Below are 20,827 nucleotides of genomic sequence, written 5' to 3' on the forward strand. Positions count from 1 at the left end.
TTTTGTGCGCTTCCCTTAAGCGCTCGCTTAAGTTCAAAAAAAAGGAGATATCTATGAACGAGCAACGTATTGCACTGATAGGCTGTGGCACCGTTGGACAAGGCTTATTAGAAATTTTGCAACAAAAGAAACAGACACTTTCTCGACATCACGGTTACCATTTTAAGTTAGTGGCTATCAGTGATTTCAAACTGGGAAGCATCTATCATCCTGAAGGACTCAATATTGATAGAGTGCTACATGCAATCCAATCAAATCACACCTTAGATACACTTGCTGATCAACACAGCATTGTTGGATTTAATGCAATACAAACCATCACTGAAACAAATGCCAATGTTATTTGTGAAGCCACTTATACTGATATTAAAACCGGAGGCGCTGCTTTTGATCATCACCGCACTGCCTTTTTACATGGCAAACACGTTGTTACCACGAACAAAGGACCAATCGTTGTTGCTTGGCCTGAACTATCACAGTTAGCGATTAAGCATGGCTGTTTTTGGGGCATTGAAGGCACTGTCATCTCAGGCACTCCTGTCATTAAAACAATTCAAGCACAATTAAAGGGTACTGAGATTAAATCCATCTCAGGTATTTTTAATGGCACAACAAACTATATGCTCAGTGAAATGACCAATGGCACAAGTTATGAAAATGCTTTACAAAAAGCACAAAGTCTTGGCTATGCTGAAGCCGACCCTACTGCCGATGTTGAAGGCTTTGATGTCTTAGCGAAGGTTGCAATACTAGCCAATGTTATTTTTAACACAAACCTTGAAGTTGATCAGATTCCGTGTCAAGGCATCACCAAACTGACAGGCCAAGACATTATAAAGGCCAAAGAGCAAGGAAAAGTATGGAAACTTATTGGCCAGCTTTCTCAAAGTGATGAAGGTATTAAGGGCGAGGTGAAAACCGTCTGTTTGGAGAAAGATGACCCATTAGCCAGCATTTCAGGGGCAACGAATGCGCTGATGCTTGATACAGACTTATTAGGTAAAGTAACCATAAGCGGGCCTGGCGCTGGTAAAAAAGAAACAGGGTTTGCTTTATTAAGTGACTTACTGGCCTTAAATGAATTGCAACAACTTCACACAAAGGAGCAAACAGATGCAGACAAAGTCTCAGCAAACGGAAAAAGCCTTAGCCATTGATCCACACAACCACCCTATGTATCTAGGAGGGGAATGGGTTTATGCTATTAATACCACACCGGTTTTAAACCCATATGATCAAAGCATAATTGGTTACGTACAAAAAGCCACTAAAACAGATATGCTAAATGCGATTAATTTAGCTGAGCACGGCGTAAAGGCAAACAAAGCCATGTCAAGTTATCAGCGTGCCCGTGTCTTGAAAAAAGTATCTGAACTTTTATTAGCACGTTTGGAACCCATTGCAAAAATTATTTCAACTGAAGGCTCAAAAACGTTTAAAGAAGCGCAAAAAGAAGTTAAACGTGCAGCCAATACGATTGCATTATCTGCAGAAGAGGCAACGCGCCTTCAAGGACAAACGATACCATTTGACAGTTTCCCAGGCTCTGAGAACCGTTTTGGGTACTATACAATGGAACCTGTTGGCATCATCGGTGCGATCACACCTTATAACGACCCGCTAAATCTTGTCTGCCACAAGGTAGGCCCTGCAATTGCAGGTGGCAATGCTGTTATTGTGAAGCCCTCTTCACAAACACCGCTATCTGCCTTAACCTTGGCAAGCCTGTTTGATGAGGCAGGCTTGCCTAAAGGCATATTATCCGTAATTACAGGTAGTGCTTCTGATGTGGGTGAAACACTGGTTGAAGATAACCGTGTACGTATGATCTCTTTTACTGGTGGTGTTGACACAGGTGAGAAAATCACGCGCATGGCAGGATTAAAAAAACTAAGTATGGAGCTTGGCTCTAACTCCCCTGTTATTGTCTGTCAGGATTGTGATATCAACAGCGCTGTTGAGGCTATTGTTTCAGGCGCATTTTATGCCGCCGGACAAAACTGTATTGGTGTGCAACGCATCTATATTGAAAAAGCGATATATGACCATGTTAAAAAGCAATTGATTGAACAGACACAAAAAATCAAGGTTGGTAATCAACAAGATCCAGATGTAACCTTTGGTCCAATGATTACAGAGAACGAAGCTAATCGTGTGATGTCCTTGGTCAGCGATGCTATCGATAAAGGATCCAGCTGTTTAACAGGTGGAACACATCGTGGCACTTTATTTGAACCAACGTTGTTAGAGAATGTCCCACAAGATGCACGTCTCACACAAGAAGAGGTCTTTGGGCCTGTTGCTTACTTAGCGCCATTTGATACCTTAGATGAGGCCATTAATGCAGCGAATGGGACCGAATATGCTCTGCATGCCGCTATTTTTACCAAAGATATACAAAAAGCTTTTCATGCAATTGCTAAACTTGATTGTGGTTCGGTTATTATCAATGATTCAACCGACTACCGAGTTGATTTAATGCCTTTTGGCGGTCGTAAAAAAAGCGGCCTTGGCCGTGAAGGTGTGAAATTTGCATTACAGGAGATGACTGAACCCAAGCTCGCTTGCTTCAACCTTTGAAGTCTTCTGCAATCGCTTAAGTGCGTAGTTTGCAATGGCGGTATCCTGCGCACCAACACCGGTTAGATCACATAAAGTGATGACTTCATCACCTTGCCTTGCAAGCTTAGGCGTATTGATTATTTTACCAAGTGTAGTCACTTTATGTTCATTTTTCTGATAGAATCCATTTTTATCAGCAAAATGGCATTCGCCAAGCTTCAAGCATTGGTTGATATCATCACAGACAATCTGATCAAACCGATCAAACGCTAATGCATCAACTTCATTTTTATAAGGCGCATCTGAACCCATTGCGGTAATATGTAAACCAGGATGTAAATCATCAATCATCACAAATGGGATACTTGATGGTGTTGTGGTAATTAAAGTATCCACATTTGTTACAACCTGACTGACCAAACGTGCAACAGAGATCTTACAATCTAATTGCTTTGATACTGTTTTGGCAAATGCTTCTGCCTTTTGTAAATCACGCGCATGCACGATTACCTCATTATAATCACGCACAAGCTTTAACGCTTCAAGTTGTAATTTTGCCTGATTACCCGCACCAATCACGCCGACTTTGTTAATCTTTTTAGGCGCCAGGTATTTCGCTGAAATTGCACCGGCTAAGGCGGTGCGTATATCTGTCAAATAACCATTATCTAGCAGTAACGCACAAGGAAATCCCGTTGTGGCATCAATCACAATCATAAGCCCGCCTGAAGAAGGAAGCCCTTTTTTAGGGTTATTAAAAAAACCTGAAGACTGTTTGATGACAAACTTATCCAGCCCCTTAATATAAGCAGATTTAACATCAACCTCACCTTGGTAATCACTAATATCAATATGCATCACAGGTGGCATGACAACCTGGTTTTGTGCTAATTTGACAAAAGCATCCTCAATAACCAATAACGCCTCTTCTGTCAGCCCAATTTGTTGCCGAATAACTGCTTCTTGATATATGTCCATCCTTCACTCCTATTTTGTTAGCTAAGCACAACCTGCCCTTTTTCCAATGCTTTATCCGTTTGTTGCAAACGATCTGCCATGATTTTATCAAGTATATCAACTTGCACATTATTGCCTGATAAAATAACTGCACAATTGCCAGCAGGCAGGCGTAAAAGATTGTTTTGTATTGCAGCAATACCAACGACTGCTGCACCTTCTAATAAGAATCTGTGATTCAATAGCATATACCGCATTGCCTTTAATATCTGCAACTCATCAACAAGCACAACCTCATCAACAAACTGTTTTGCTAATGCAAAAGTATAACGATTTTCAAGGCCGATACCGCCTTGCAGGCTATCAGCAAGCGATTGTATCTCTGTTACTGCAACGGGCATGCCTTGTTTAAGGCTTTGATACATGGCGGCACCTTCTTTCATCGATACACCAATAATCTTAATATCAGGCTTTATCATTTTTGCACAAGCAGCAATACCCCCTATAAGCCCGCCACCTGACAAAGGAACCACAATGCTGTTGATATTATCAAGCTGTGAAAACAGCTCTAATGCAATTGTTCCTTGACCTTTAATCACCTGATCATCATCAAAGGGATGAATCATGGTAAGGCCTTTTGAGGATATTGCCTCCTGCGCAGATACTTCAGCCTCATCCTGGCTATTACCGACAATAACAACTTTTCCACCATAACGGCGAATATTATCTAACTTATTTTGTGGAACATTATTAGAAACATAAATATGCGCTTTAATACCCAAAGTTTGTGCCATATAAGCAACTGCACATCCATGATTGCCTGTTGATACAGCAACAACACCTTTTTGCTTTTGCTCAGCTGTCAGGCTTAATAATTTATTCGCCGCACCTCTTAACTTAAAAGCACCGGTTGGCTGCATCATTTCACACTTTAAATAGATTGATTGAGCGGTAAACTCCGTAAGTGGCATTGATGGGATTAAAGGTGTTTGGCATATATAAGGCTTGATCTTTTTATGTGCTTGTAAAAAATGTGTAAGCATTATATTCCTCTCCTGCATAATTCAATCTCCTAAAAATTTAACAAGCCAATATAGGCTCGCTTAATGAATTCAATACTAAGCATAACCACCAAACCAGCTATCTTACAAGCAAAACAAATACTTTTTTGACTGCTTTTCTTTGTAATTTATTTTCAAAAAATCTTTGTCACTTTCTTGAAATCCACCAAAGTAATGCTTTATATTGGTTCTTAACATCGATTTGGGAGCAAATATCAAAGCCATTTCTTTACATCCTATTTACGTGCAAAACCATCAAGTAAGACCTTATGTTTAATTGATGACAACAATCAAAGGAGAACGGTATGACAAAAAGCCAATCACACATGGAAACACAATCAGTCTGGGCAGGCGAAGGGAAAAAGCTATATGACAATTCCACACAAGTACCTGTGTTTCATAGCGTAAGCTACAGCTATGATGACCTGGATGACTGGCATGATGTGGCATTAGGTAAGAAGAAAGGACATATTTATTCAAGAAATACCAACCCGACCGTTGAGCAATTCGAAGAAAAAGTACGCATACTGGAACAAGCCGAAGCAACAACCAGTTTTTCTACCGGCATGGCTGCAATTAGCAACACGCTTTTTACTTTACTTTCTCCTGGTCAACGCGTTGTTAGTGTTAAGGATACTTATGGTGGCACGAATAAAGTCTTCAATGATATCTTACCAAAATTTGGCATAGCAGTGTGTCTTTGTGATACAACCGACCATGAACTAATTGAATCTGAAATTGCCAAAGGCTGTGATGTACTTTATCTGGAAACCCCTACAAACCCCACACTAAAAGTTGTTGATATCACGCGCTTAACTGCTGCAGGTAAGGCTGCCGGGGCAGTTGTTGTTGTTGATAATACATTTGCCACACCAATTAATCAAAACCCACTCACACTCGGGGTTGATCTTGTGATTCACAGTGCAACAAAATTTCTAGGTGGTCATGCAGATGCCTTAGGCGGTATTGTTTGCGGGCATAAATCACTTGTTGACAAGATTTTTAATTTCCGTGAAATCACAGGGGCAACTTTGCACCCAATGTCTGCTTACTTCTTGCTTCGCGGCATGAAAACGCTTGCACTACGGATTGAGCGACAAAACTATAACGCACAAAAGGTTGCAGAATACCTGGCAAATCATCCGAAAATTGAAGCGGTTTTTTATCCAGGTCTTACCACACATCCCCAACATGAAATTGCAAAAAAACAAATGCGTGGCTTTGGTGGTATGTTAAGTTTCGCCATAAAAGGCGATTTTGAAAGTGTTAAAACCTGTATGACACATCTAAAATATGCTTATCGCGCTGCAAATCTTGGCAGTGTTGAAACAATTGTTGGGCCACCAAGAACAACAAGCCATGTTGAGCTAACTGCACAAGAACGCCAGCGTGCAGGCATTCCTGAAAATTTAATTCGCTACTCCACTGGGATTGAATCTGCAGAAGATTTAATTGCTGATTTAGCACAAGCACTTGAAAAAGTAAATGTTCAACAAGCGGTTGAAGCTTAATGTCAGAGGGCTATCTATATGGTAGCCTGCCTGACTGTAGCCATAAGATGAATTCACGCTATTGCCTTGGGGGTTTTTAACTGATTTTTTTGAAATTAACAGAATATATTATATTAATTTAACCCAAAGGCCGCCAAGGATATAGAAGTTAACCGTTATTGCGATTTACACGCGATAAACGACACAACACAGTTATCGTTATTAATAACTGAATACGCAGTACATCTGCATCAGTCATTATCAATGATAATTGAGACAGGGAGGAGAATGTTTATGAACGCAACAGTCGTTCCCAAAAAGGCGCCTACAGCACAGACTTTTATACGCCAGTCTTCAGGAAACTTACTTGAATGGTATGACTATGGCCTTTATGGTATTTTCGCCGTACAGATTTCACAGACTTTTTTTAGCTCCGCTGGTCCATTTATTGGCTTAGTGCTGACTTTTTTAACCTTTGCAATGGGGTTTGTTATAAGACCCTTAGGTGGCGTTATCTTTGGCCGTATTGGTGATAAACATGGCAAAGGGTTCACCATTAACCTAACGGTATGGTGTATCGCATTGCCAACGCTTATTATTGGATTAATGCCAGGTTATAACGTCCTTGGCATTTGGGCACCAATAATCTTAGTTTTACTGAGAATGTTTCAAGGGCTCTCTGCCGGTGGACAACTATCAGGCTTAATTGCTTTAGCTGCTGATAGTAATGCTAAAAACAAACCTTTTTTGGTAAGCATTGTTTGGTCAATTTCTATTGCAGGCGGTTTGGTTGCTGCATTTGTGGGCTTTTTATCCGTTGAGATTATCGGGCACCTTAATACACACTTTCAGGTAACCAATACCTTTTTATTATCACTTGAATGGCGCCTGCCTTTTATTTTAAGTTTTTGCTTTTTTCTAGGTTATTTATGGCTTGTGCCAAAGCATTCAAGACAAAAAGAAGCCCCCTCAGCGCACGCCAACTTCAAGTTCTTTGAGATTTTTCAAAAACAACCAAAAGAGCTTATTTACCTGCTGTTGTTAAATGCAGGCATTCAAACTTTTATCTATATGATTCTTGTCTATTTTATTACTTACTTCCAAAATAATTGGCATTTTAGCACCTCAACTGCCTTATTATGGGCGAATGCTATTATGATTTTAGCGGTTATCCTATATCCCTTATTTGGGCTTTTAGTGCCAAAATACCACTACCGTGTTAAACAGGCACAGTTTTTTACCTTGTTGATGCTGCCTTGTATCTTCTTATTTATGCTATTTAGTCAGAATATGCTTTTAGGAATTATTGGTTTAATAGGCTTTGTAGTCTTCCAGGCAGCTATTTGCAGCTTTGTTGGTAGCCTTTTTGGTGAGCTGTTTGACCACAGATATAGAATGACAGCCTGTTCTTTGGCTTATAATATCGGTGTCATTTTTGCAGGGTTCTCTCCAATGCTTGCTGAACTTTTTAATGGTCTTTCACCAACCTATGGCCTAAGCGGATTTTTAGTACTCATTATCGCTTTTGTCTGGGTCATACTCGGGCGCTTAAGAACATCAAAACATTATCAGGCATTACTAGAAAGACAAGCCAGGGAAAAACAAGCTGCTGTAGCGACACCTGGCATGATTTTAGAAGAATAACATATTTGTTCTTAAACAATGATGACACACCAACAAACCAAAAGGAGCATAACAAATGAAAGACCATAAAGGGCTAAGCTTTCCACTTTATGAATATCAGCGTCGTGTTGATAATCTACGCCAGCGCATGGCTTGTGCGCAATTAGATGTTGTTATGATTAATGATCCTGCAAACATATTTTATCTAACAGGACATCAAACAAGTGGTTATGATCAATTTCAAAGTCTTGTTATTCCTATTGATCACGAACCTTTTATGGTCATGCGCTTTCTTGAGCAAACCAATATTGCGCCTAGAACCTGGGTCGAAATCACCCGAAGCTTCCAGGATACCGAAAATCCCGTTGATATTTTCACAGCAGCTATCAATGAGTTTAAGTTTGATAATAAAGTAATTGGTTATGAGCAATATTGCCCCTTTTTCCCCTATTTCATACAACAGGCTATTATACAAAAACTGCCTAACGCCACTTTTAAAGACTGTTCAGGCATAATTGAAAAAGATCGTTTATGTAAATCTGAGCTTGAGATTGAAGTAATGAAAAAAGCAGCCAAAGCCACAATTGCTGGCATGCAGGCTGGAATTGAAGCATCAAATGTTGGGATTAGTGAAAATGAAGTCGCAGCAAAGGTACATCATGCCATGTATATGGCTGGTGGTGAGTGCCCTGCTGAGCGACCTTACATTACAGCCGGACCAAGAACGCTTTATGGCCATGCCACTTGGGAGGGGTATATAGCACAGCCTGATGATAGCTATTTCCTGGAAATTGCCGGATGTTATCGCCGTTATCATACAGCAATGATGCGAACCGTTTATTTAGGCGAGCCAAGCAAAGCAATGCTTGCTGCTGAAAAGGCGGTTGTTAATGCGATCAATACTGTATTAGAAACTGTCAAGCCAGGGATGAGTGCTGCAGAGGTTGCAAAAATTGCCACAGATAAGGCACATGAAGGTGTTATCAGTGGCAGGATGATTTCACGCCCTGGCTATTCTTTAGGTATTGCCTTTGCACCAAGCTGGGATGAAGGCCATATCTTAAGCTTAAAGCCAGGACAGGATATTCCACTGCAAAAGAATATGACATTTCATTTAATCCCATGGCTGTATGGCGTTGAAAACAAACATGTCATGGCTATCTCTGAAACAATTCGCATCACAGATACTGGCGCTGAATCACTGTTTGATTTCCCAAGGCAGCTATTTATTAAACTACCACAAGAACAACAAATCCTAACCGAAACCTTATGAGGTCGTGAAGATGCTTGATATAAACACAAAGTATGATACAAGTATTAAGGTTAATCATATTACCCGTAACAGTAATAAAGAGATTGGCTGGCTTGATATTCCTAATCCAAGCAATCGCTCAGCCTGGGGTGTGATGCGTGTGCCTTATGCTGTCATTGGCAATACTAAAGGGCCTACCGTTTTATTAAGTGCAGGGCTTCACGGTGATGAGTATGAAGGTCAAATTGCACTGAATAATTTAATCCATACAATTAATCCAAATGAGGTTACCGGGCGAATCATCGTTTTGCCAAGCGTTAATATTGAAGGTGCCTATAACGCAACTCGCCTGACACCCATTGCCAATCAGGATATGAATCGCATCTTTCCAGGGAAGGCTGATGGCACACCTGCCGAGCGATTAGCACACTTTATGACATATCAATTGATCGCACAGGCTGATTGTGTTATTGATATCCACTCCGGCGGTTACTCTCTTGATTTTCTACCCTGTGGCGTTATTCATGACAGCAGTGACCATGCCATTAAAAAACAGCGTATTGAGGCATTAAAAGCCTTTAATGCCCCTTATAATCTGATTTTAGAAGAGCTCGATGCCACAGGTATGATTGATACGTTGGTAGAATCCCAGGGAAAGTTGTTTTTAAGCACAGAAATCGGTGGTGGACAGCGTGTTACCCAGCAAAGCGTACAGGTTGCATCAAAAGGTATTATAAATACGCTGCGCCACTTACATATTTTACAGGACAAACCAGCAGAGCCTGGTGATAAACCATTGTATCAACTACCAGAGTCTGGGTTTTGTATTGCACCTGAAGAAGGGATTTTTGAGCCATTTTATGATTTAGGTTCGCAGGTCAAAAAAGGGAATGTCATCGGCCAGATTCATCGACTACATGCCCCTAATGCAACCCCAGTACAGGTTCATGCACATTGTGATGGACTTGTTTTTGGCAAGCGCTCACCAGCTATAACACATTTAGGTGATACGCTTTTATTAATTGCGCAAACGTATTAACTAAATACGTGACTCTCACTAATTACCACGATATTGATGTATTAATTGATCGCGTATTTGTTTTAATTGATCACTAATGCCCACTTTATATATATGTGGGTTTGTTGCACGCTTATATTCCTCAGGCAATTGTGCTAAACGCTGATAACTATACTGTGCAATCTGGCTTAAGCTTTGTTTTGGCCCAAGGACATCACCCTGGTGCACTACCTGGTTTAATAAAGGCGCTTTTGCAACACCTTTGATATCCATGTGCTTGAAGCTTTCAAAAGGATGATGCATTTGTAACATTTCCTTTTCATCAGACAATGAAATAACATCCGCACCAAAAAGTTGATTGTTTTCATCAACAAGGCGATAAACCTGCTTAAGCCCCGGTAAGGTTGTTTTAGCAATGTTCTCTGATAATTTAATACATAAACGATTATCGATTTGTGCAAGCTTATAAACACCATCTAAAGCGGCATCTGGGTAACCAATTGCCAAAGAAGTACCAACTCCAAAACTATCAATAGGTGCATTTTGTTCTATTAAGCTTTTAATGACTGATTCATCTAACTGGTTTGATGCCGTAATGCCTACATATTGCAAACCATGCGCATCCAGCATCGCTCTGGCTTTTTTCGACAGATATGCCAAATCACCACTATCTAAACGAATACCTTTAAGCCTAAACCCCTGATTTTCCATTTCCTTGGCAACTTTAATTGCATTGGGAATGCCACTTTGCAAGGTATTATAAGTATCCACAAGCAAGATAGTATTTTTAGGAAAGTTATTTGCATACTGACGAAAAGCCTGAAGCTCAGTTTCACAGCTTTGAATAAATGAGTGCGCCATGGTACCAGCAACAGGAAGGTTATATTCACGCGCGGCCTGTACGTTGCTTGTTGCATCAAACCCACCAATAATCGCAGCACGTGAGGCAAAAAAACCGCCTGGGCCTTGGGCACGTCTAAGGCCAAACTCAAGCAGGCGTTTTCCTTTGGCAGCTTGTCGAATTCTGCTGGCTTTTGTTGCAATCAATGTTTGAAAGTTTAACGTATTTAACAGAACTGTTTCAATGATTTGTGCTTCAATAATACTGGCTTTCACCGTAGCAATCGGTTCATTTGGAAAAACGACATCACCCTCTTTTAATGCATAGATATCCCCTTGGAATCGAAAGTTTTGTAAGTAATTTAAAAAGCGCTCATCAAAGCCTTGTGTCTGTAAGAAGGACAAATCCTCTTTGGTGAAATGAAAATCGTCCAATATATCTAATAAGCTCTGTAGCCCTGCAAATATTGCATAACCACTGTTAAACGGCAATTTACGAAAAAAATAATCAAAAACAGCCGTTTGTGTTTGCCTGCCTTTAAGATAATAACATTGTGCCATGGTAAGCTGATAAAGATCCGTATAGGTTGCACTAAAATCAAGCATAAGAAATACCTTTTTCATTTATATTTTAAAACACATAAGGCCTGCACCAAATAAGATGCCATAATCCAGTAAAACAAAAACGCTTTATTTAAACGTATAAACCTATGCCAGGTGATAATCTAATGTCTGAATCAGTGCATCCTGCATTGTGACTTTAGGCGACCAGTTTAAATATTTCTTGGCATTCTCAATGGATGGCACTCGGCGTTGAACATCTTGATAACCCTTACCATAATATTCGCCTGAGCTTGTGGTAATAATTTGTGTTTTCTTCGCATTATCCACATATTTTGGATAACGATTCATCGTTTTAATCACCATCTCAGCAAGCTCTTTAATTGAGTGCTCGTTATCTGGATTGCCAATATTAAAAATTCGCTTATTTGCCTGGCCATCACGCCTTTTTACAATCTCAATCAATGCATCAATACCATCATCAATATAGGTAAAGCAACGTCTTTGACTGCCACCATCCACAAGTTTTAAATCTTTAGCATCGATAATATTTGACACAAATTGAACCAGAACACGGGCGCTGCCATCGGCAGACGATTTAATCTCATCCTGTTTTGGACCAATCCAGTTAAAAGGCCTAAACAGCGTATAGTTTAATCCTTCTTGTAAACCATAGGCGTGAATAACACGATCTAATAACTGTTTAGAGCAGGAATATATCCAACGCGGTTTATTAATCGGTCCTGTCACAAGCGCACTTGTTTCTTCATCAAAAGGAATATCGGTACTCATCCCATAAACTTCAGAAGTTGAAGGGAAAACCAGGTGCTTTTTATGTTTAACACAAAGCTTCACAATATCAATGTTTGATTCAAAATCAAGCTGGTAAACAAATAATGGGTTAGACACATAAAGCGCAGGGTTTGCCACAGCAACCAATGGAAAAACAACATCACATTTTTGAATATGCGCTTCCACCCAGTCATTACGCTTTAATACATCATCTTTCACAAAATGTAATCGCGGATGATCTAAAAACGCTTTTATTTTATGATCGGCAATATCCATGCCATAAATTTCCCAATCTGTTTCTTGTAAAATCTTTTCTACCATCGCACTGCCAATAAAGCCATTGACACCCAAAACAAGTAATTTAGTCGACATTCTTATGATCCTTTTTATGATGATCTTTTTTTGTATTATCAATATCTAAAAGCTCTTTAATAATAAACCTTGGTCGCTTACGTACTTCTTCGTAAATTCGCCCAATGTACTCACCAACAATCCCAAGCCCCATTAATAGCATACCTATTAAAAAGTATTCAATCGCAAACAAAGTAAATACACCATTGGCATCTGGGCCAAAAAAGATTCGCTTGATAATTAAATACAAAAATAACAACATGCTTACCACTGAGACTAAGAGCCCTGACATGGTAAAAAACTCCAAAGGCGCTTTCGAGAAGTTGGCAAAGAAATCAAAATTATAACGAATCAGTTTATACAGATTATAACTGGAGCTGCCCTGCTCGCGTGCGGCATGGCGCACACCAACATCGGTAGGGTTTGAAGCAAAGCTATGCGCTAATGCTGGCAAAAAGGTAGAATTTTCTCCTGTAGCAACAACGCGATCGATCACCTCACGTGTGTAAGCTCTTAGCATACAGCCCTCATCCACCATATCAATACCTGTGATTTTTAAACGAAGACTATTATGAAGTTTTGATACCCATAGGCGCCATTTTTTATCCTGGCGTCCTACACGATAGCCGCCAACCACATCATGGCCTTGTTCAATCTTCTCTAATAGCAACGGAATATCTTCAGGATAATTTTGCAAATCCGCATCCATCGTAACCACAACATCACCTTTTGCATTTTCAAACCCTGCCATAATCGCCATGTGCTGTCCAAAATTACGATTAAAGTCAATAACCTTAACCTCACTTGGCCGCTGACTATGGATTTCTTTTAGTAAAGACAATGTTTTGTCCTTACTACCATCATTGGTAAAAATGACTTCATAGGATTTTCCTAATGCATCTAGTGCCGGGAAAAGCCGTGAAAAAAGCGTCGGTAACACTTCTTGCTCGTTATAAATTGGAATGACAACACTTAAATATGGGTTTGACATTGTTTTAATCCTTATTCTCAAAAATACACGTTAATGCATCAATTACTTCATCTTGCTCTGTTTCTGTCATATCTGGAAATAATGGCAGGCTAATCACATGCTTACCGATAAACTCGGCATTAGGGAAATCCCCTTCTTTAAAACCGTATTTATCTGCATAATAAGGATAAAGGTGCGCCGCCTCATAATGTATCCCACAACCGATGTTCATTGATTTTAGTTTCTGCATGAATTGATCACGTGTCAAATCTGTTTTTGCAGGGTTTACCATCGGTGCAAATAAATGCCAGGCATGTTTATGCTCATAAGCTGGCTCCTTTGGCAAGATTAAATAATCAAAGCCTTGAAGTTTATCTAAATAGCGATTTGCAAGCTGTGTTCTTTTTTGAATGAATTCATCTAATAAAGGCAGTTGATGAATACCTAAAGCTGCCTGTAAATCCATCATATTATATTTAAACCCAGGATAAACAATCTGATAATGTGCACTACCCGATTTGCCAAAACGATTCCATGCTTCCCGATCCATCCCGTGAAAACGGGTTAACATAATATGCTTGGCGATTTGATCATCACGCGTGATCACACAACCACCTTCGCCAGTTGTCATATTTTTATTTGGATGAAAACTGAAAACCTGAATATCACCAAAACTGCCAATTTTTTTGCCTTTATATTCTGCACCAATGGCATGGGCTGCATCTTCAATCACATACAAACCATGCTTCTCGGCCAAGTCATAAATGGGATCCAAATCAACAGGAAGCCCAGCAAAATGTACTGGCATAATGGCTTTTGTCTTAGGGGTGATCGCTGATTTAATCTGCTCAACATCGATATTATAGGTATCTTTTGATACATCAACAAGCTTCACAGTCGCACCGACCATCTCAATCACATTAAGCGTTGCTGCAAACGTCATCGGTGTTGTAATCACTTCATCTTCTGGTTGAAGGTTTAATGCCATTAAAGCCAGTTGCAGCCCCGCAGTTGCCGAGCTTAAGCACAAGGCATGCGGTGCATTAACATAGGATTGTAACATCGATTCAAATTTCTGCAGCTTAGGTCCTGTTGTCAACCAGCCAGAACGCAGACTATCTACCACCTCAGCAATTGCTTCTTCAGATATACTGGGTTTTGCAAAGGGTAAAAAAGTATCTCTCATCATTTTATGCCTAATTATGGTTTTGCCACTAAATAAACGCCGATAATAATAATTAAAATACCAGCAACACGTGTTGGTGTTAATGTCTCACCCAACAAAAAATAACCTGCAATCGCCGTAATAATATAACCGATTGATACCATAGGATAAGCCACACCTACAGGTACACGCGATAACACCATCAACCATACAACAACGCTTATCACATAACAGGCAAGGCCCAGGATAATCATATAGTTAGTGGCAACCTTCCAGGCAATTGGCCAAACATTATTTAGTGTAAAACTAAACTCACCAATGCGTTCCATCCCAAACTTTAAAAACAGCTGTGCGCTGGCATTTAGGCTTACACCAAGCAACAACAGCGCCCAAATTACGAATGTCATTTTCCTTTATTACCTTTTGTTATATTCATCACCAACTTGCAGTGGGTGATTTGTTAATAAAAATCGTTTCGGTGTTTGCCCAAGCAGTATACCTTTTTGCTGCCCTGAAGCAAAAAATTGATTGTAATTATTTTTATCCATAAAGACAAATACCCGCCTTTGGCTATGCCAGAGTGGCCAAAATTCAGCAGCCGTTTTCAATGTTTTAGACGCACCTGAATTTGCCATTTGCGCAGTTATCCTCAACTCACCTTCAAACCCGACAATCCAGGTCAGACGGTTTAAATAAAACTGCCCATCATAGAAATACCCGCCATAATTAGCAACAATTGCATCAGGGTACTGCTTTAATAAAGGCTTAACCATTGTCGTTAATGGTTTTACTGTCTTTTGGGCAAAGTATTGTGAACCAGACCATCCAAGATTCACAATAATCGCCATGGTTGCAATAAACAAAAGCATAATCTCTTTTAGGTTATCTCTCCGTAACAGGCGCCATCCCCAAATCGCACAAATGCCAGAAATCAAAGCAGCAGGCCAGTAAAAGGCGGCAATCTGTGAAAAGTACATCGAAAAATCCGGGATAAATGGCAAAATAATAAAGGCAATTGCCATAATAAAAAATAATATTAAGGCCGCACCAATACTGAATTTTGTTGCCTTAGTAATGGTATCTTGATCGATAATTTTATCCAAATGACAAGCAATCAAAATAGAAAATGGCACAATAATTGGCATTAAATAACCAATTAAAATGGATTTTGAAAAGGCAAAAAACAGTAAGATGCTCGCCCCCCAGATAAATAAAAACCAGTCATCTGAATATTGTTGTCTGACCTTCCAACGACAAAAAACCTGTTTAAACGCTTGCGGCAGAAAACCAAACCAGGGGAAAAAACCGATGATAAAAATACCGAAATAGGCAAATTTACTCATCTGCCTGCCTTGCTCATCTGTTATGTAGCGCAGAATTTGTTGCACGATAACATAATAATAGAAAAACTCATGATGCACATTATTAACAGCAATAATCCATGGCACAGAAATTACGGCCACAACGATAAGCCCAAGATACAATCGAATATCTGTCAATACACGCAAGCGGCCAGTAATAATACTCCAAAGGCCTATAATCATCATTGGAAAAACAATGCCAATGAGCCCCTTTGTCATCACCGCAAGCCCTGAGAAGATAAAAGCGGCTAATAGCCATAAATGACTTTGCCACTGACGCGCTTGATACTGCCTAGATGCCCAAAAACAAAGCATTGTTGCCGTGATAAAAAAGGATACACCGGCGTCTAAATTCAAATAACGCGCAGCACCGACATATAACAAGGAGGTGCCACTGATTAGAGCTGCAAAAAGCACAATCCGACGTTTTTGATAGACAATGCGACAAACAATATAGGTGAGTAACAGCCCCAGTATCGATAATACGGGATTAACAAGCCTTGCTGACCAGTCATTCAAACCAAAGATTTTAAGTGATAGCGCTGTAAGCCAGTAGATCATTGGTGGTTTTTCAAAGTAAATAACCCCGTCTAAGTGTGGCACAAGATACTGATGATTGACCAGCATTTCACGCGCAATCTCAGCATAACGCCCTTCATCTGGCGTAAATAAAACCGGGATACCATATAGACATAAGGCAAAAGCCATAACGATGGTAATCACCAATAAATCCAGCCAGAAAACAGTATTGATTTGACAAGATAAACGTGCCTGTTTTTTCAAAGTATTCACTGTTGTATTGATAATAACTCTGGCGATTATAACATATAGCAGGTGAAATTGAAGCTGGTCAATCGAAGTAAATTCAATCCACGAATTGCATAATATTAAACGTTACTGAGTATGGTTTCATATCTGAACAAAAAGTGACAAAAATAAAAAATGCAGCAAGGTATGATCAAAAATTAGTAGAACTCCGCTAATTTTTCAATCTATCTCAATCTATTATAACAACCAGATATTAGCGCATCACTGGGGTTAATGATTGCATCAATATTGTGTGATCAATTCAATTTGGGGATTATCAACAGATGGTTTGCTTTATGCTTGTATAGCTACGTTAAGACCAATTATGAACTTTTGATCATAAAAACCTAAGATGGCAAGCAAGCCCATAGTAAATGTTTAATATCTTAATTTTATCAACAAACATGGAGAAAGAAAATGACTACAATAGAAATTAGCGGCTTTACACAAAATAATCAAAACTATACATTAGAGACAACAAGTCAGCTAAAGCAATTACTAAGTGACAATCAGAATGAGATATATTTCACTGACATTAAAGAGGAAGCAGCTTTAAACGATAAACTGACTGAACTTGGCATAAAAGAGATCAAGGCCATAATTTACGCTGGCTCTCATAATAAAATTGCCCTCGAGTCCTATCGTATTAAGGATGATGGAAGCTGGGTAGACAACCATGAGAAAGACTTCGCTTTTTTCAACAAGGAAAGCGTTCATACTGGTTCAACCAACTTTACGAATAATCCAGATAGTACTGATTTTGAATTTTTCAACAAGTCAAGCAATATAGATAGTTCAGACACCCTCATAAAATTAACTAACAATCAAAAGATCCCAACAAATACAGATAAAAGTGATCTATTTCAAAATATTTTTGATAATTACAGCCAAGTAAATCCAGAAAAAAACGAGCTATTGAAAAACCCTACGGGTCGTCAAAACCCTTTTGGGCTCTATCCATATGGTTTGAAGGCAAGCAACACTATGGAAAACGCCTTTCAAAAATCAACCTCTTATAAGGGTTATCTTGCTCAATCCAGTATAGCTAAGTCTGAAAATGATTTTATAAGCAAAATTTATAACCCTAAAAATAGAATAATTTATAATCAAATTTCAGACAAAATGGAAGACGGGATATTTTACGTTAGCCTTAATAGCAAAACCGCTAAAACAACATCGAAAGGCAAACCCGTCGAATATCAATTTAGCGATAATCTCAAAACCACTATAAATAAATACTTAACAGCTATAAAGATAATAAATGAGGAGAAGACAATAAATAAGGACAATAAGGACAAGGAAGTACCGAATCTAGCAAAATTTAAAACAGATCCACACCAAGAAAAATGTGATATCCGTATCATCAGTGACAAGAATAAAGATACGATAGCCGAAGTTGACAAGATAAGAGATCTACATGTAATGTCCTCTATACAAAACAATCAAATCCTTGCGCTTGCGCATCTGTTTCCAGCTGCGTTAGTGCATCAATACGCCTTGGATTATAGTAAAATAGGGTACGCTTATGTACCCTCAAACACACCGATTGAAACATTAATTAAAGAAAGTAAAAGTCATGAAATTACAGGAACACATGATCTAAAAAGTCTACCAAACAATCTCTTACTGACTATATCAGTTCCAGATTGGCTGGAAAGGCATATAACCGAGCAGTCAGCTTCAGCAACAGTCCAAAATTCTTTTATCTCATATATCAATGCTTCGAAGAATCAAAATCTTTCTCTTAAAACTGGAGAACGTATTGCACTATTAGGTGCATTAAAAGGCTGCTTAGAGTTTAACTACCAAAATCTCCAGTATATTTATGAAGAACCAGATAAGATTCTTGATAAGGACACAAAGGATACAATCTCCAATGCAATCGATGCTGCATTTAATGACATCAAAAACAATCCTGAACAATATAAAAACATCAAAACTTCTCTAAAGATGTATCCAGATGAAGGGTTTTTGATGCTAAACAGGACACCCTCTGATGAGAATAACAAAGCATTCAAGAACGCTTTTAGTAAATAAGTTTTAGATTGTGTCACCAATATATGATTGGTAGGTGCCAGGCTAATACTCACCTACCAATGGCAATTTTGTAGTCATACCGCTCCCGTAGAACGGGAGGCTTGGCGGTTTTTAGCAGCCCCAAGGGCTGCCAGATTAAACGTTATTCCAAGAATTAAAACTTACCAGGTTTTTCTGAACCTCGCCCGTCAATTTGCTCTTGGTTCCTGATGTACTCACGTATCTGAACCTCTTCAAAGCCTACTGTCGAAACAGCATAGCCTCTTGCCCAAAATCTCTCACCATTGAAATTACGCTGCCTTCCTCCAAATTGACGCGCAACTGCAATAGCACTTTTACCCTTGATATACCCAATCACTTCCGCAACTGAGTATTTTGGTGGTATTTTTATTAGCATGTGCACATGGTCTTGAACCATATGCCCCTCCAATATTTTACTGCCTCTTTGATTCGACAACTCATGGAATAGCGGACCAAGGTAATTGCGAATCTTCCCGTAAAGCACTTTCTTTCTGTATTTTGGCACAAATACCACATGATATTTGCAGTCCCATCTCGAATGGCTTAGACTTTCATAAGCTGATGCTGTCATAATTGTACTTCTCCTGTGTGACCGCCAAGCCCACAGGTTATTATGACAGCATCCTATACTAAATCTAAAGGCCAAGCCTTAAAAGTCTCACTGGTCAAACCAGTGGCTTACCTATCAGAGAGTTAACGGTAATCTAAAATAATATACGATTCCCTTTAATCGAATATCAATCAAAATAAACTCAACTACAGCCTTACTGCAAAGTACACGTAGTTTCCACATTTCTAGCTGATGCAATCTCACATTAAAATAATTATATTATCAGCATCAATGGAAGCAACTTTGTTATATGCCACATTTTTCATGGAATAATGAGGATGATCGAAAGAATGAATGGGCGTTTGCCAATGAGTTTTACACATCTGGCGAAGGCACCATAAAGCTTCAATCACGCAAGTATGAGAAAATTGAACTTAAACATAACTACCTTAAAATTGGCACAACAATTTATTGCTTGGCAAATTGTGAGCCTAGTGAACAGAAGAAACTTACAGGTGGTTACGCTCGGGTTGTCCAAGCACAAGATGAGAAAGGCAAACTCTATGCCATAAAAATATCCTACCGAAAAGAGGGTATTAGCCAGCAAGAAGTTGAAATTGCAAAGTGCATGGGTATTTGCTATGACGCTAATTTAACATCTAATGGCGCTGATATTTGTATGGCAATGCCGTATTTAGGGCTGGATATTTTAAATCATATGCAACCTAAATTTTGGACTTATTCTAAAGATGATATTGATATTTTAGCAATCAATTGTATTAATGCTGTGCTGGTGACGCATTATAAAGGTTATCTACATAACGATATCAAGCCAGACAATATCATGATTCAAGATGATAAATATGCGCTTATTGATTATGGCATGGCTTGCAAGCAACCAGAAAAGCTTTATGCCCCGGTTATTCAAGATAGCGCACAAGGAACATTACATTATGTTGCACCTGAAATTCTCAAGCAAAAGGCATACTCAGTTAATAGCGATATTTATGCATTAGGTGTTAGCTTATACCGTATTTATAAACACACTGTTAAGCAAATACCTGACATCATCACGCAAATGTGCTCAACTAATCCAAATGACAGAGCTCCACTTGAGTTTGCAAAGTTAATACTTATAAGTGAAAAGAATAGAAAAAACCACACTACAGGACACTAAGTAGTTTTTCTGTTTGAATTTTTGTTAACTTTAGCTCAAATACAAGCTTAATTGATGCCATGATTTTACTTGTATTAATCACAATCTCCGCCAATGATTTGCTAATAAAATCCATGCCCTTACGAACAATTGAGCGTTGAGGAAACCCATGCTTTTTGAGCTTTTCTGGATAAATTTTCATAAGCATATCACCTTGGCGATAAGACCAAATCAGCGCTAAAGTTAAGATAAA

The 20,827-nt window shown here is 39.1% G+C and carries 18 protein-coding genes; 8 read left to right on the forward strand and 10 right to left on the reverse strand.

Features of this window, described 5'->3' with window-relative positions; translation table 11 throughout:
- Positions 1 to 53 precede the first annotated feature (53 nt).
- The gene (locus tag DNK84_RS11300) at positions 54 to 1,157 is read left to right on the forward strand and encodes a homoserine dehydrogenase (RefSeq protein WP_119344610.1); all 1,104 of its coding nucleotides are present in this window, start codon (positions 54 to 56) and stop codon (positions 1,155 to 1,157) included.
- The gene (locus tag DNK84_RS11305; protein WP_208123313.1) at positions 1,114 to 2,580 is read left to right on the forward strand and encodes an aldehyde dehydrogenase family protein; all 1,467 of its coding nucleotides are present in this window, start codon (positions 1,114 to 1,116) and stop codon (positions 2,578 to 2,580) included. The genes DNK84_RS11300 and DNK84_RS11305 overlap by 44 nt, the downstream gene beginning before the upstream one ends.
- Here the strand turns inward: DNK84_RS11305 and DNK84_RS11310 are convergent.
- Entirely contained in the window at positions 2,536 to 3,540 is a 1,005-nt protein-coding gene (locus DNK84_RS11310; RefSeq protein ID WP_119344611.1) for a cyclodeaminase, read from the reverse strand. The genes DNK84_RS11305 and DNK84_RS11310 overlap by 45 nt on opposite strands.
- Positions 3,541 to 3,557: 17 nt before the next feature.
- Positions 3,558 to 4,562, reverse strand: coding sequence for a pyridoxal-phosphate dependent enzyme (locus DNK84_RS11315; protein ID WP_162902406.1), 1,005 nt, complete (start codon positions 4,560 to 4,562; stop codon positions 3,558 to 3,560).
- A 323-nt stretch (positions 4,563 to 4,885) separates the two neighbouring features.
- Between DNK84_RS11315 and DNK84_RS11320 the strand changes: the two genes are divergently transcribed.
- The 4 genes from DNK84_RS11320 to DNK84_RS11335 all read left to right on the forward strand — a co-directional run bounded on the left by DNK84_RS11320 (position 4,886) and on the right by DNK84_RS11335 (position 9,984).
- Entirely contained in the window at positions 4,886 to 6,091 is a 1,206-nt protein-coding gene (locus tag DNK84_RS11320; RefSeq protein ID WP_119344613.1) for a cystathionine gamma-synthase family protein, read from the forward strand.
- A 273-nt stretch (positions 6,092 to 6,364) separates the two neighbouring features.
- Entirely contained in the window at positions 6,365 to 7,714 is a 1,350-nt protein-coding gene (locus tag DNK84_RS11325) for an MFS transporter (RefSeq protein ID WP_162902407.1), read from the forward strand.
- Positions 7,715 to 7,769: 55 nt separating this feature from the next.
- The gene (locus DNK84_RS11330) at positions 7,770 to 8,966 is read left to right on the forward strand and encodes a M24 family metallopeptidase (RefSeq protein WP_119344615.1); all 1,197 of its coding nucleotides are present in this window, start codon (positions 7,770 to 7,772) and stop codon (positions 8,964 to 8,966) included.
- Between the two features lie 10 nt (positions 8,967 to 8,976).
- Positions 8,977 to 9,984: a succinylglutamate desuccinylase/aspartoacylase domain-containing protein gene (locus tag DNK84_RS11335; protein ID WP_119344616.1), complete on the forward strand. Its 1,008-nt coding sequence runs from the start codon at positions 8,977 to 8,979 to the stop codon at positions 9,982 to 9,984.
- Between the two features lie 18 nt (positions 9,985 to 10,002).
- Here DNK84_RS11335 and DNK84_RS11340 read toward each other — a convergent pair whose 3' ends face one another.
- From DNK84_RS11340 to DNK84_RS11365, 6 genes are all read right to left on the reverse strand, one after another.
- The gene (locus DNK84_RS11340; RefSeq protein WP_119344617.1) at positions 10,003 to 11,409 is read right to left on the reverse strand and encodes a nicotinate phosphoribosyltransferase; all 1,407 of its coding nucleotides are present in this window, start codon (positions 11,407 to 11,409) and stop codon (positions 10,003 to 10,005) included.
- Between the two features lie 102 nt (positions 11,410 to 11,511).
- Complete coding sequence (locus DNK84_RS11345; RefSeq protein WP_119344618.1) at positions 11,512 to 12,528, reverse strand: bifunctional UDP-4-keto-pentose/UDP-xylose synthase; 1,017 nt, start codon at positions 12,526 to 12,528, stop codon at positions 11,512 to 11,514.
- A complete protein-coding gene (locus DNK84_RS11350; protein ID WP_119344619.1) occupies positions 12,518 to 13,498 on the reverse strand; it encodes a glycosyltransferase in 981 nt (326 codons plus the stop codon). Before DNK84_RS11350 ends, DNK84_RS11345 begins: the two co-directional genes overlap by 11 nt.
- Before the next feature lie 4 nt (positions 13,499 to 13,502).
- Entirely contained in the window at positions 13,503 to 14,666 is a 1,164-nt protein-coding gene (locus DNK84_RS11355) for a DegT/DnrJ/EryC1/StrS family aminotransferase (RefSeq protein ID WP_235826892.1), read from the reverse strand.
- Between the two features lie 11 nt (positions 14,667 to 14,677).
- A complete protein-coding gene (locus DNK84_RS11360; protein WP_119344621.1) occupies positions 14,678 to 15,049 on the reverse strand; it encodes an EamA family transporter in 372 nt (123 codons plus the stop codon).
- A 9-nt stretch (positions 15,050 to 15,058) separates the two neighbouring features.
- Positions 15,059 to 16,795 carry a phospholipid carrier-dependent glycosyltransferase gene (locus DNK84_RS11365; protein WP_162902408.1) on the reverse strand — a complete coding sequence of 579 codons (1,737 nt, stop codon included), beginning with the start codon at positions 16,793 to 16,795 and terminating at the stop codon, positions 15,059 to 15,061.
- A gap of 432 nt (positions 16,796 to 17,227) precedes the next feature.
- On the opposite strand from DNK84_RS11365, the gene DNK84_RS11370 reads away from it, so the two are divergent.
- Positions 17,228 to 18,847: a hypothetical protein gene (locus DNK84_RS11370; protein WP_119344623.1), complete on the forward strand. Its 1,620-nt coding sequence runs from the start codon at positions 17,228 to 17,230 to the stop codon at positions 18,845 to 18,847.
- 154 nt (positions 18,848 to 19,001) lie between these two features.
- On the opposite strand, the gene tnpA is transcribed toward DNK84_RS11370, so the two are convergent.
- Entirely contained in the window at positions 19,002 to 19,439 is a 438-nt protein-coding gene (gene tnpA, locus DNK84_RS11375) for an IS200/IS605 family transposase (RefSeq protein WP_119344347.1), read from the reverse strand.
- 289 nt (positions 19,440 to 19,728) lie between these two features.
- On the opposite strand from tnpA, the gene DNK84_RS11380 reads away from it, so the two are divergent.
- On the forward strand, positions 19,729 to 20,595 hold the full coding sequence (locus DNK84_RS11380) for a protein kinase domain-containing protein (RefSeq protein ID WP_119344624.1): 867 nt from the start codon (positions 19,729 to 19,731) through the stop codon (positions 20,593 to 20,595).
- Here DNK84_RS11380 and DNK84_RS11385 read toward each other — a convergent pair.
- A partial coding sequence (locus DNK84_RS11385; RefSeq protein WP_208123314.1) for a hypothetical protein occupies positions 20,582 to 20,827 on the reverse strand: 246 nt, incomplete at its 5' end. The genes DNK84_RS11380 and DNK84_RS11385 overlap by 14 nt on opposite strands.

This window comes from Facilibium subflavum (genome assembly GCF_003574485.1).
In the GTDB taxonomy this organism is placed as follows: Bacteria; Pseudomonadota; Gammaproteobacteria; order Francisellales; family Francisellaceae; genus Facilibium; species Facilibium subflavum.